The organism is Duganella sp. Leaf126 (genome assembly GCF_001423125.1).
GTDB lineage: Bacteria > Pseudomonadota > Gammaproteobacteria > Burkholderiales > Burkholderiaceae_D > Rugamonas.
The window spans coordinates 26,939-40,458 of record NZ_LMNW01000004.1; the positions used below are offsets into that span (position 1 = coordinate 26,939).

Genomic DNA, 13,520 nt, shown 5'->3' on the forward strand with positions numbered 1-13,520 from the left:
TCTTTGTCTCCCTTTTTTATCCATACCGGCGCCAGGGCCAGCGGTGTTCCATTCTGAGAGCGACGCATGCTTGCCGCAACACCGAAAATGCGCAGCCGGGGTTACGAAATTCGCCAACCGGTTACAACGAATCGGCATTTACAAGGCGATATGAAAATACTATATTGATAAGTCTTCGCCATCTGGCGCGTCTTAGGAGAAGAACATCATGGCCATCCGCACGCTCAACGTCACCTGGAACGCCGCTGACGGCAGCACTGGCAGCGCCACTGCCGTCATCACGCTCGATACCGACCTGGTGACCACCTCGCCGGGCAATACCATTCCGATCGGGCAGATCCAGGACCTGACCGTGACGGTGCAGGGTGCGCGCGCCGGCAATGGCACCTATGGCAAGGCCGATTACACCGGCGTGCAGTTCTACGCCGGCTTTGCGCTCGACTTCAGCCAGGAGCTGGTCGGCCAGACCGGCGACGCCGGCAGCCTGGCTTACGGCACAGCCGATGCGCAAGGCGGCGCCGGCGACTTCAACCTGGCCTCGGCCGGCGGCGCCACCGCACCGGCCGGCGTGGCCGCATTCACGCTGGCCACCAATGGCCGCAGCGACCCGTCCGACGTGCTGGTGGTCGCTTCCATCCGGCCCTGACGCCACGCGGCCGTCGCCTGCGGCAGACGGCCAATATCATTCGTCCGCTTGGTGAATTTCGCAATTGCGGCAGCCGTGCGCTGCTTGCAGAATGATCGCAAAATAAAACCAGGCGAGATACTTCATGACGTATTCCCTCGCGCGTGCCCGTGCCCGCGGTCTGTTCACGCCCGCGCTGCTGTCCTTTCTTGCGCTGGCCGCGCCTGTTGCTGCATCGGCCCACGCCGGCGCGCCGGTTGCCACTATGCCGGCCGCGAAGCCGGCAGCCGCCAGCTCCGGCCCGCTCGCGATTTACGCCGGTGCGCCGCTGGCCGGCTATCGTCTCACCATTGCCGATGACGAATCGAGCACCGTGCTCGCTGGCGACTCGGCTTCGGTCGCACCGCCGGCCGCCACGCCCACGCGGCAGGTGCGTGCCACCCGCAGCGGCAAGGAGCTGGCGCTGCAGTGGAAGGACGCCTGGTACGCGGCGCTGCGGGTCGATGGCGGCGCGCCGCGCGACTTGCGTCCCTATCTGGCGCGCGGCGTGCTGTCGCTCGAGGTCAGGGTCGACGAGCTATCCAACGGTGGCCTGGCCTTCAAGGTGGGCTGCGGCGAACAATGCGAGCGCGCCGTCTCTTACGTGGTGCCGGCGCGGGCAGCGCAGGGCAAGGGGTGGCAAAAGCTGTCGTACGCGATGCGCTGTTTTGTCCGCGACGGCGCCGATTTCAGCGCCGTGCGGCAGCCGTTCGCACTGGAAGCGACCGGCGCCGGCAAGGTGGCGATCGCCAACGTGCGCATCCTCGCGCAGGGCAGGCCGAATATGACATGCCCCGATTACCGCACGGCCTCGGTCACGCCCGATAAACTGAACGAGTCGTGGTCGGTGGGCTGGTGGACCGGACGCCACGAGCAAAAGCTCAAGGAAGCCGCTGCCCTCGGCAAGAAGGCGCAGGTGGTATTCATCGGCGACTCGATCACGCAGGGCTGGGAAAAGGATGGCGCGCCCGTGTGGCAGCGCTACTACCAGCCGCTCGATGCGCTGGCGCTGGGCTTCGGCGGCGACCGTACCGAAAACGTCCTGTGGCGCCTGCAGCACGGCGAAGTCGACGGCCTCTCGCCCAAGGTGGCGGTGCTGATGTTCGGCACCAATAACACCGGCCACCGCAAGGAAAATCCGGCGACCACCGCTGCCGGCATCAAACGCAATATCGACGAGCTGCGCCAGCGCCTGCCGGACACCAGGATTTTGCTGCTGGCGATCTTCCCGCGCGGTGCCACGCCCGACGATCCGGGGCGGCGCCTCAACGACCAGGTCAACGCCATCATCGCCGGCTATGCGGACAACCGCCACGTGTTCTACCGCGATATCGGCCCGGCTTTCCTGGCGCCCGACGGTACGCTGTCCACCGACATCATGCCAGACCTGCTGCACCCGAACCGGAAAGGATACGAGATCTGGGCGCGCGAGATGGCGCCGATGCTCGATCAGCTGCTGGGCCGCCAGGCGGATGCCAGCGGCAGTGCCAGCACCGGTACCGGCGTCAGCGCCAACGCCAACGCCAGCGCCAGCGTCGCCGCCCCCTATGCCTGGCGCCCGATCGCCATCGGCGGCAGCGGTTTCATTTCCGGGATTGTCCCCAGCAAGACGCAGAAAGACCTGGTCTATCTGCGCACCGACGTCGGCGGCGCCTACCGCCGCGATCGCGCCAACGGGCGCTGGGTGGCGCTGCTGGACTGGGTGTCGGACCGCGAGACCGGCATGCTGGGCGTGGAGTCGATCGCCACCGATCCGTCGTCGCCGAACAAGCTCTATCTGTCCACCGGCATCGCCTACCTGAACGGCGGCGCCAGCACCATCCTCAAGTCCGACGACTACGGCAACACTTTCAGGAAAATCGACGTCACCGGCCAGTTCAAGGTGCACGGCAACGGCATGGGCCGCGGCAATGGCGAGAAGCTGCAGGTCGATCCGGCCAACGGCAGCATCCTCTACATCGGCACGCGCGCCAACGGCCTGTTCAAGAGCGTCGACGAGGGCCTGAGCTGGCAGCACCTGCCGGGACTCGATGTCGGCGCCACGCCGCCCAACAACAACGGCGTGAGCTTCGTGCTGCTCGATCCGGCCAGCAAGCGCCCTGGCGCCAACGGGAAAGCGGAAACCGGCCGCCTGTTCGTCGGCGTATCGCGCTACGGCAAAAACGGCCCGAACATGTTCGTCTCCGACGACGCCGGCCGCACCTTTACGCCGATGGCGGGCGGTCCGGCGCACCTGATGCCGCACCGCGCGGTGCTGGCCGCCGGCGGCCTGGTGGTGACCTTTGCCAGGGGCGCCGGTCCCTGGGGCGACGTGGCCAACGGCGAAGGGCTGGAGGCGGGCGGCGTGTGGCGCTACGATATCGCCGCGCGCACCTGGCGCGACATCTCGCCGCCGCTCAACCGCGCCTATGCCGGCATCACCGTCGATCCGGGCAATGCGCAGCACATGATCGTCACCACCATCAACTACTACCGCTACAGCAAGGGGCGGATGGGCGACCAGTTCTACGAGACGCTGGACGGCGGCAAAAGCTGGCGCAGCATCGTCGACCAGGGCGTGAAAATCGATCCGAATGGCGTGAGCTGGATTGCCGGCAGTTTCATGCACTGGGCTGCCAGCATCGAGTTCGATCCCTTCGATGCGCGCAAGCTGATGGTCGTCTCCGGCAACGGCTTGTTCGTCTCCAGCGATGTCCACGCAGCGCCGGCAATCTGGAAGTTCGACGACGACGGTATCGAGGAATCGGTCCCGCTCAACCTGGTCAGCATTCCTGGCGGGCCGCTGATCTCGGCCATCGGCGACTACGACGGCTTCCGCCACACGGACGTTACGCAGTACGCACCGATCCACACGCCGACCATGGGCACCACCTGGGGCCTGGACTTTGCGGCGCAGCAGCCGAGCGTGGTGGCGCGCGCCGGCAGCGCCATCTACCTGTCGCGCGACATGGGCGTCAGCTGGAACAAGGCCGCCACCATGCACGGCACCAAGGGCCAGCTGGCGCTCGGCAGCGACGGCGCCACCATCATCCACAGCCCGGAACACTCGCAGCGCAGCTTCGTCAGCCGCGACGGCGGCGACAGCTGGACTGCGGTCCCGGGCCTGGACGGCGCGCGGCCGGTGGCCGATCCGCGCGACGCGCGCCGCTTCTACGCCGTCAGGGAGCGCAGCTTCCTGGTCAGCCGCGACGGCGGCGCCACGTTTGCGTCCGCCGCCACGCTGACGGCAGCGCCCCCTGGCGACGCGATGGCGCGCGCCGTGATCAGGGCCGTACCGGGCCGCTCGGGCGACGTCTGGGTGCCGTTGTACGACGGCGGCCTGGCGCGCACGGTCGATGGTGGCGCCACCTTTGCCGGCGTGCCGGGTGTCCGCTACGCCGCTGCCGTCGGCTTCGGCAAGGCGGCGCCTGGCGCCGATTTCCCCACCGTGTACCTCTGGGGCGCAGTCGACGGGGCAGGTGACGGGCGCGGCATGTTCCGCTCGACCGACGGCGGCGCCAGCTGGCTGCGGATCAACGACGACCGGCACCAGTACGGCGGCCCGGGCGACGCCCAGTTCGTGGTCGGCGACGCCAATACCTTTGGCGTGGTGTACATGAGCACCGCCGGCCGCGGTATCGTGGCCGGCCGGCCTGCTGCCAGCACCATGACGGGAGACTAGCCAGCCAGCAACCAACCATCTCTGCGGGCATCTGCCGGAAGTGACGGGATTTGCCCGATTTTCTCAGTTCGTGACGGAACCATGTCACAATACCGGTCGCGTCAAAATTCTGGCGTGCTGGATTGTCTCGTCCCGATAGAGGTGGTTGAAGATGCAGATGAAGTCTCATCGTATCGCACTGTTATTTAACGCAAACAAGATTTTCGACCGCGAGATCATCGCCGGCGTGGCTGCCTACCTGGGCAGCACCCGCGCTGCCTGGGATCTGTTCCTGGAAGAGGATTTCCGGCTGCGCCTGTCCGGCCTGGAGAGCTGGCACGGCGACGGCATCATCGCCGATTTCGACGACCCCGCCGTGGCGGCAGCGCTGTCGCGCAGCCGCATCCCGGTGGTGGCGGTCGGCGGCTCCTATGCCGACGACAGCAACTATCCGGTGGGCGTGCCGTATGTCGCCACCGACAATTTCAAGCTGATCAAGCTCGCGCGCGACCACCTGATCGAGGCGGGCCTGCGCAATTTCGCCATGTTCAGCCTGCCCGAAGCGCAGGAAAACCGCTGGGCCCAGGAGCGCGAGCGGGCCTTCCGCACCGTAATGGCCGACGACAAGATGGAAGCCCAGGTGTACCGCGGCCTGGGCACCAGTGCTGCCGCCTGGGACGAGGCGGTGGAGCAGCAGATCCAGTGGCTGCACAGCCTGCCCAAGCCGGTCGGCATCATCGCCGTCACCGACGCCCGCGCGCGCCAGCTGATGCAGGCCTGTATCATCGCCGGCATCGAGGTGCCGGAGCAGGTGGCGCTGATCGGCATCGACAACGATCCGCTGGCGCGCATGCTGACCCGGATACCCCTGAGTTCCGTGATCCAGGGCGCGCAGGAGATGGGCCGCACCGCTGCCCAGCTGCTCGACCAGATGCTCAACGGCGCGCGCCTGCAGGGCACGCGCGTGCTGGTGCCGCCGATCGGCATCAATGTCCAGACCTCCACCCGCCACGAAGCGCCCAAGCATCCGCACGTGATGCGCGCGCGTCACTTCATCCGCCAGTACGCGTGCCAGGGCATCAAGACCCACCAGGTGGCCGAATACGTGGGCATTTCGCGCTCGTCGCTGGAATCGTATTTCCGCCAGGAGCTCGACTCCAGCGTGCACGACGTGATCCTGCGCTTCAAGCTCGATGCCGCCACCGCCATGCTGGCGCAGGGCGACCGCACGATTGCCGACGTGGCGCTCAGCTGCGGGTTCACGTCGGTGCAGTATATGCACGCGGTATTCAAGCGCGAACTCGGATGCACGCCGCGCGCCTACCAGGACCAGGCCCGGCACCGGGCGCCGGGCGAACAGCTGGCGGGTTGCGCGTAAATCATGAACGCGCTTGGTGAGTTTCATAATTGCCGCCCCCGGGGAATCGGGTCAAAATCCTTTCGCTGTTTGCCTGCAAGCCTGGAGAGAGAGAGACCTTGGAAAATAATATCAATGCAATGCTGCCGGACGACCTGAGCCGCGCAGTCATGGTAGGCCGTGTCTGGAATAACGACGGTCCCTGTGTGGTCGCGGTACGCAACGGCGAGGTGGTCGACATCTCCGGCCATGCTCCCACCATGTCCGACCTGCTCGAACGCGACGACGCGCTCGACATCGCGCGCAGCGCGCCCGGCCCGTCGCTGGGACCGGTGCAGCAGCTGCTGGCCCATGCACTCGCACGTCAGGCCGGCACGCCGCAGCTGCTGGCGCCGTGCGACCTGCAGGCCGTCAAGGCCTGCGGCGTGACGTTTGCCGTCAGCCTGCTCGAACGCGTGATCGAGGAGCAGGCCAAGGGCGACCCGGCCCGCGCCGCCGCCCTGCGCGCCGACATCCAGACCATCATCGGCTCCGACCTGTCGGCCATCCGCCCCGGCTCGGACGAAGCGCTGAAGCTCAAGGAAAGCCTGATCGCACGCGGCCTGTGGTCGCAGTACATGGAAGTGGGCATCGGCAAGGATGCCGAAGTGTTTTCCAAGTCGCAGCCGATGTCCTCGGTCGGCAGCGGCGCCGACGTGGGCCTGCACCCCGATTCGAAGTGGAACAACCCCGAGCCGGAAATCGTTTTGGCCGTCAACAGCCGCGCCGAAGTGCGCGGCGCCACGCTCGGCAACGACGTCAACCTGCGCGACATCGAGGGCCGCAGCGCCCTGTTGCTGGGCAAGGCCAAGGACAACAACGGCTCGTGCGCGATCGGCCCATTCATCCGCCTGTTCGACGAACACTTCACCATCGACACCGTGCGCAACGCCGAAGTGCGGATGCTGATCGAAGGCCTCGATGACGACTTCCGCCTCGAGGGCAGCAGCCGCATGCGCGAAATCAGCCGCGACCCGCTCGACCTGGTGCGCCAGACCTGCGGCGCGCACCACCAGTATCCGGACGGCTTCATGCTGTTCCTGGGCACGATGTTCTCGCCGATCAAGGACCGCGATGCGGCCGGCGGCGGCTTCACCCACCACCTGGGCGACCGCGTCACCATTGCCACGCCGGCCCTGGGCGCGCTGGTCAACACCGTGCAGCGCAGCGACCAGATCGCGCCGTGGACCTACGGCACCCGCGCGCTGCTGCACCGCGCCCGCGGTACCGGCGTCGCCGCGCCAGGCGCTGCCCAGGCCAAGCCGAACACCACGTTCGAGCAGCCGATCTACCCCAGCCTGGCCGGCAAGCGCGTGATCGTCACCGGCGGCGGCAGCGGCATCGGCGCCGGCATGGTCGAGGCGTTTGCCCGCCAGGGCGCCCGCGTGCACTTCCTCGACATCGCCGACGCCGATTCGCGCGCGCTGGAAGCCAGGCTGGCCGGCCTGGCCGTGCCACCCGTGTACCTGCCGTGCGATCTGACCAACCTCGAGACCGTGTCCCGCGTGTTCGCCACCATCGGTCCGGTCGATGTCCTGATCAACAACGCCGCCAACGACGACCGCCACACGCTGGCCGACGTCACCGCGCAGTACTGGGAGAACCGCATGGCCGTCAACCTGCGCCACCAGTATTTCTGCGCCCAGGCCGTGGCCAAGGGCATGCAGGACCAGCGCGACGGCGTGATCCTCAACTTCGGTTCGATTTCATGGCACCTGGCGCTGCCGGACCTGACCCTGTACATGACCGCCAAGGCAGCCATCGAGGGCATGACGCGCGGCCTGGCCCGCGACCTGGGCCAGCACAATATCCGCGTCAACTGCATCGTGCCGGGCGGCGTGCGCACGCCGCGCCAGGAAGCGCTGTGGCACACGCCGGAAGAAGAAGCGCGTATCCTGGCCGGTCAATGCCTGAAACAGCGCGTCGAAGTCGATGACGTGGCAGCGCTGGCGCTGTTCCTGGCGTCGGACAGCGCGCGCCGTTGCAGCGGCCGCGATTACTATGTCGACGCCGGCTGGTACGGCGCCTGAACACTGTCACTACGGTGAATACGATAAAGACCATGAGCAATCAGACCAACGACCAGAACGAGATGAACGACATGAGCAAGCGGGAGGTCGGCGAAGCGCCGCGCCGCTACCGCTCGCAGGACTGGTTCGACAATCCCGACCATATCGACATGACCGCGCTCTACCTCGAGCGCTTCATGAACTACGGGATCACGCCGGAAGAGCTGCGCTCGGGCCGCCCCATCATCGGCATCGCCCAGAGCGGCAGCGACATCAGCCCGTGCAACCGCATCCACCTGGAACTGGCCAAGCGCGTGCGCGACGGCATCCGCGACGCCGGCGGCATCGCCATGGAGTTTCCGCTCCATCCGATCTTCGAGAACTGCCGCCGTCCCACGGCCGCCATCGACCGCAACCTGGCCTACCTAGGCCTCGTCGAAATCCTGCACGGCTATCCGATCGATGCGGTGGTGCTGACCACCGGCTGCGACAAGACCACGCCGGCGCAGGTGATGGCCGCATCGACGGTGGACATTCCTGCCATCGTGCTGTCCGGCGGCCCGATGCTCGACGGCTGGTTCGAAGGCGAGCTGGCCGGCTCCGGCGCGGCAATCTGGAAGGGCCGGCGCCAGCTGGCCGCCGGCGCCATCGACAACGAGAAATTCCTGCAGATCGCTGCCGCCTCGGCGCCGTCGGCCGGCCACTGCAACACCATGGGCACGGCATCGACGATGAACGCGATCGCCGAAGCGCTGGGCCTGTCGCTGACCGGCTGTTCGGCGATTCCGGCGCCTTACCGCGAGCGCGGCCAGATGGCGTACGAGACCGGCCGCCGCATCGTCGAGATGGCCAAGCTGAACATCAAGCCGTCGAGCATCCTCACGCGCGACGCCTTCCTCGACGCCATCGTCACCAACGCCGCCATCGGCGGTTCCACCAACGCCCAGCAGCACATCGTGGCCATGGCGCGCCACGCGGGCGTGGAACTGAAGTCGAGCGACTGGATGGAATACGGCCATGCCGTGCCGCTGCTGCTGAACATGCAGCCGGCCGGTAAATTCCTCGGCGAGCGTTTCCACCGCGCGGGCGGCGTGCCGGCCGTGATGTGGGAACTCGAGCAGCAGGGCATGCTGCGCTCGGACCGCGCCACCGTCACCGGCCGCACCATGCGCGAGAACCTGGCCGGACGCGAGACCACCGACCGCGAAGTGATCTACCCGTTCGCCGCGCCGCTGAAAACCGATGCCGGCTTCTTCGTCCTCAAGGGCAACCTGTTCGACTTTGCCATCATGAAGACCTCGGTGATCTCGGAGGCGTTCCGCGCCCGCTACCTGAGCGAGCCGGGACGCGAAAACGTGTTCGAGTGCCGCGCCATCGTGTTCGACGGTTCGGGCGACTACCACGCCCGCATCAACGATCCTGCGCTCAACATCGACGAGGACTGCATCCTGGTCATCCGTGGCGCCGGCCCGGTCGGCTGGCCCGGTTCGGCCGAAGTGGTCAACATGCAGCCGCCCGATGCGCTGGTCAAGCGCGGCGTCAACTGGCTGCCCACGCTGGGCGACGGCCGCCAGTCCGGCACGTCCGACAGCCCGTCGATCCTCAACGCCTCGCCCGAGAGCGCGGTAGGCGGCGGCCTGGCCTGGCTGCGTACCGGCGACCGCATCCGCGTCGACCTGAACGCCGGCCAGTGCGATGCGCTGGTGCCGGAAGCGGAATGGGAAGAACGCAAGAAGGGGCCGATTCCCGCCTATCCGGCCAGCCAGACGCCGTGGCAGGAACTCTACCGCAGCACGGTCGGCCAGATGGAGCAGGGGGCGGTGATGGAAATGGCCATACCGTACCGCGCCGTGGCCGAGACGCTGCCGCGCCATAACCACTGAGTCAACCACCAAGTACGAGCCGGGCGCAGACCCGGCATACCGACAAATAACAGCATTCACAGGAGACGAAACAATGAAAAAGCTGCTCACTTCCGCCGCCGTTGCGGTGATGATGGTCTGCGCCGGCGGCAACGCCATGGCGGACGCCAAAAATCCGAAGATCGGCTTCTCGATCGACGACCTGCGCCTCGAGCGCTGGGCCCGCGACCGCGACTACTTCGTCGCTGCCGCCGAGAAGCAGGGCGCAAAGGTGTTCGTGCAATCGGCCGACGCCAGCGAACAGCGCCAGATCGCCCAGATCGAAAACCTGATTTCGCGCGGTGTCGACGTGCTGGTGATCGTGCCGTACAACGCCACGGTGCTCAACAACGCCATCCGCGAAGCGAAAAAAGCCAAGATCAAGGTCGTGTCGTACGACCGCCTGATCCTCAACGCCGATGTCGATGCCTACATCTCGTTCGATAACAAGAAGGTCGGCGAGCTGCAGGCCAAGGGCGTGGTGGCCGTCAAACCGAAGGGCAACTACTATCTGCTGGGCGGCGCGCCGACCGACAACAACGCCAAGATGCTGCGCGAAGGCCAGCTGGCCGTGCTGCAGCCGCTGATCGACAAGGGTGACATCAAGGTCATCGGCAAGCAGTGGGTCAAGGACTGGAGCCCGGCCGAGGCGATGTCGATCATCGAGAATGCGCTGACCGCCAACGGCAACAAGCTCGATGCCGTGGTGGCCTCGAACGATGCCACCGCCGGCGGCGCGGTGCAGGCGCTGGCCTCGCAAAAACTCGACGGCAAGGTGGCCGTGTCGGGCCAGGACGCCGACCTGGCCGGCGTGCGCCGCGTGATCGCCGGCACCCAGACCATGACCGTCTACAAGCCATTGAAGCTGATCGCCACCGAGGCGGCCAACCTGTCGGTGCAGCTGGTGCGCGGCGAGAAGCCGGCCTTCAACGCCAAGATCAACAACGGCTTCAAGCAGGTCGATGCGCGCCTGCTGGAACCGACCCTGCTGACCAAGGCCAACGTCGATACGGTCGTGACCGACGGCTTCTACACCAAGGCCCAGCTGGGCGCCAAGTAAGCCGGCGCCAGCGCTCTGTACACCGCGCTTCCTGCGCGCGGAGGGCATGCGCCGCATGCCCTCCCATCTTCACCTCTGCGAGAACTTTGTATGTCCGGCTATTTGCTAGAAATGAAGGGTATCGCCAAAAAATTTGGCGGTGTCCCTGCGCTCGACGGCATCGACCTGTCCCTGCGGGCCGGCGAGTGCATCGGCTTGTGCGGCGAGAACGGCGCCGGCAAATCGACGCTGATGAAAGTGCTGTCCGCCGTGTACCCGCACGGCACCTGGGACGGCCAGATCCTGATGGACGGCAAGCCGCTCGAGGCGCAGTCGATCCGCGAAAGCGAAGCGGCCGGCATCGTCATCATCCACCAGGAACTGATGCTGGTGCCCGAGCTGTCGGTCACGGAAAACCTGTTTCTTGGTAACGAGATCACGCTGCCCGGCGGGCGCATGGATTATCCGGCCATGAACCAGCGCGCCGAAGCGCTGCTCAAGGAACTCAATCTCACCGACGTCAACGTCGTACTGCCGGTATCGACCTACGGCGGCGGCCACCAGCAGCTGATCGAGATCGCCAAGGCGCTCAACAAGAACGCCCGCGTGCTGATCCTCGACGAGCCGTCGTCGTCGCTGACCGCCAACGAGATCGCGGTGCTGCTCAATATCGTGCGCGGCCTGAAAGCCAAGGGCGTGGCCTGCGTGTACATCTCGCACAAGCTCGATGAAGTGGAAGCGATCTGCGACACCATCGTGGTGATCCGCGACGGCAAGCACATCGCCACCACGCCGATGGAGAAAATGGACGTGGCCCAGATCATCGCGCAGATGGTCGGGCGCGAGATGAACCAGCTGTATCCGTCGCTGCCGCGCACCCCGGGCGAGGTCGTGTTCGAGGCGCGCAACGTCACCTGCTACGACGTCGACCGCCCCGAGCGCAAGAAGGTCGATGACGTCTCGTTCTCGCTGCGGCGCGGCGAGATCCTCGGCATCGCCGGCCTGGTGGGCGCCGGTCGCACCGAACTGGTGACGGCGCTGTTCGGCGCCTACCCGGGCCGCTGCGAAGCCGAGGTATGGCTCGAAGGCCGGCGCATCGACAGCCGCACGCCGTTGAAGGCGATCCGCAGTGGCCTGGCGCTGGTGCCGGAAGACCGCAAGCACCACGGCATCGTGCGCGACATGGACGTCGGCCAGAACATCACCTTGTCGGTGCTGGGGCGCTTTGCGCGCTTCACCCGCATCGACCGCGAAGCGGAACTGGCGGTGGTGAGCGAGGAAATCGCCCGCCTGGGACTGAAGACGGCCAGCCCGTTCCTGTCGATCACGTCGCTCTCGGGGGGCAACCAGCAAAAGGCCGTGCTGTCGAAGATGCTGCTGACCAAGCCGAAGGTGCTGATCCTCGACGAGCCGACGCGCGGCGTGGACGTGGGCGCCAAGTTCGAAATCTACAAGCTGATGCTCGAGCTGGCGGCGCAGGGCATGTCCATCATCATGGTGTCGTCGGAACTGGCCGAGGTGCTGGGCGTGTCCGACCGCGTGCTGGTGATGGGCGAGGGCAAGCTGCGCGGCGATTTCGTCAACGACAACCTGAGCCAGGAAACCGTGCTGGCCGCCGCGCTCACGCATTGAGCGCACAGTAAAAAACACAGCACAACCGAACCGTGAAGACCATGCAAACCAATAAATTCAAACAGCTGTTCACGCAATATAAAATCCTGGCGCTGCTGATCGCGATCGCCATCATCTGGGCCTTCTTCAGCTGGAAGACCGAAGGCGGCTTCACGTCGCCGCGCAACTTGTCGAACCTGATGCGGCAGATGGCGGTCACCGGCATCGTCGCCTGCGGCATGGCGTTCGTCATCATCGCCGGCGAGATCGACCTGTCGGTCGGCTCGCTGCTGGGCTTACTGGGCGGGATCGCGGCCGTGCTCGACGTCACGCATGGCATGCCGCTGCCGGCCACCATTGCGGTGGTGCTGGCCTGCGGCCTGGTGCTCGGCCTGTTCAACGGCTACCTGACCGCCTACAAGGGCATCCCGTCGTTCATCGTCGGCCTGGGCGGCATGCTGGCCTACCGCGGCATCGTGCTCGGTGTGACGGGCGGTTCCACCATCGCGCCGGTGTCCGACCCGCTGGTGAACCTGGGGCAGGGCTACCTGTCGCCGCAGATGGGCGTGGTACTGGGCGTGGCGCTGTTCGTGCTGGCGGCCGTGCTGACGCTGCGCCAGCGCGCCAGCCTGGCGCGCCATGGTTTGCCGGTGCACCCGGTATGGCAGGACGGACTGCGCCTGGTCGCCATCGGCGCCGTGCTGTTCGCCTTCGTGCGCACCCTGAACAGCTACGAGGGCATTCCGCTGCCGGTATTGCTGCTGCTGGCGCTGCTGGGCATCTTCAGCTATGTCGCCACCCAGACCGTGTTCGGCCGCCGCATCTATGCCGTCGGCAGCAATATGGAGGCCACCCGCCTGTCGGGTGTGAACGTGCAGGCGGTCAAGCTGTGGATCTTCGGCCTGATGGGGCTGATGTGCGCACTGGCAGGCCTGGTCAACACGGCGCGCCTGGCGGCCGGTTCGCCGTCGGCCGGCACCTCGGGCGAACTCGATGCAATCGCCGCCTGCTTCATCGGCGGCACGTCGATGCGCGGCGGCTCCGGCACCGTGTACGGCGCCCTGATCGGCGCACTGGTCATGGCCAGCCTCGATAACGGCATGTCGATGCTGGACGTGGACAGCTACTGGCAGATGATCGTCAAGGGCGCCATCCTGACGCTGGCGGTGTGGGTCGATGTGGCGACCCGTTCGGCGCGCAGGTAAGCGAGCGCAGCGCGCGAAACTTCACCTTGTTTAGCAAACGGCCCGCTGTTGCGGG

8 protein-coding genes and 1 pseudogene are annotated in these 13,520 nt (G+C 66.5%); all 9 read left to right on the forward strand.

Annotated elements, in window-relative coordinates:
• Positions 1 to 208: 208 nt before the first annotated feature.
• The 9 genes and pseudogenes from ASF61_RS05660 (at position 209) to ASF61_RS05695 (ending at position 13,465) form a co-directional block, all read left to right on the forward strand.
• A complete protein-coding gene (locus ASF61_RS05660; RefSeq protein WP_056152294.1) occupies positions 209 to 646 on the forward strand; it encodes a hypothetical protein in 438 nt (145 codons plus the stop codon).
• A gap of 124 nt (positions 647 to 770) precedes the next feature.
• Positions 771 to 4,325: a GDSL-type esterase/lipase family protein gene (locus ASF61_RS05665; protein ID WP_056152297.1), complete on the forward strand. Its 3,555-nt coding sequence runs from the start codon at positions 771 to 773 to the stop codon at positions 4,323 to 4,325.
• A gap of 157 nt (positions 4,326 to 4,482) precedes the next feature.
• Positions 4,483 to 5,682: a DNA-binding transcriptional regulator gene (locus ASF61_RS05670; protein WP_056152301.1), complete on the forward strand. Its 1,200-nt coding sequence runs from the start codon at positions 4,483 to 4,485 to the stop codon at positions 5,680 to 5,682.
• 119 nt (positions 5,683 to 5,801) lie between these two features.
• Positions 5,802 to 6,908, forward strand: a pseudogene (locus tag ASF61_RS23705) (fumarylacetoacetate hydrolase family protein); the annotation flags it as partial.
• A 105-nt stretch (positions 6,909 to 7,013) separates the two neighbouring features.
• A complete protein-coding gene (locus tag ASF61_RS23710) occupies positions 7,014 to 7,730 on the forward strand; it encodes an SDR family NAD(P)-dependent oxidoreductase (RefSeq protein ID WP_304438291.1) in 717 nt (238 codons plus the stop codon).
• A 71-nt stretch (positions 7,731 to 7,801) separates the two neighbouring features.
• Entirely contained in the window at positions 7,802 to 9,592 is a 1,791-nt protein-coding gene (locus tag ASF61_RS05680; RefSeq protein ID WP_056152587.1) for an IlvD/Edd family dehydratase, read from the forward strand.
• A gap of 73 nt (positions 9,593 to 9,665) precedes the next feature.
• Entirely contained in the window at positions 9,666 to 10,670 is a 1,005-nt protein-coding gene (gene xylF, locus ASF61_RS05685) for a D-xylose ABC transporter substrate-binding protein (RefSeq protein ID WP_056152305.1), read from the forward strand.
• Between the two features lie 90 nt (positions 10,671 to 10,760).
• Complete coding sequence (gene xylG, locus ASF61_RS05690) at positions 10,761 to 12,281, forward strand: D-xylose ABC transporter ATP-binding protein (RefSeq protein WP_056152309.1); 1,521 nt, start codon at positions 10,761 to 10,763, stop codon at positions 12,279 to 12,281.
• A gap of 41 nt (positions 12,282 to 12,322) precedes the next feature.
• Positions 12,323 to 13,465, forward strand: a complete 1,143-nt coding sequence (locus ASF61_RS05695; RefSeq protein ID WP_056152312.1) for a sugar ABC transporter permease — start codon at positions 12,323 to 12,325, stop codon at positions 13,463 to 13,465.
• Positions 13,466 to 13,520 lie beyond the last annotated feature (55 nt).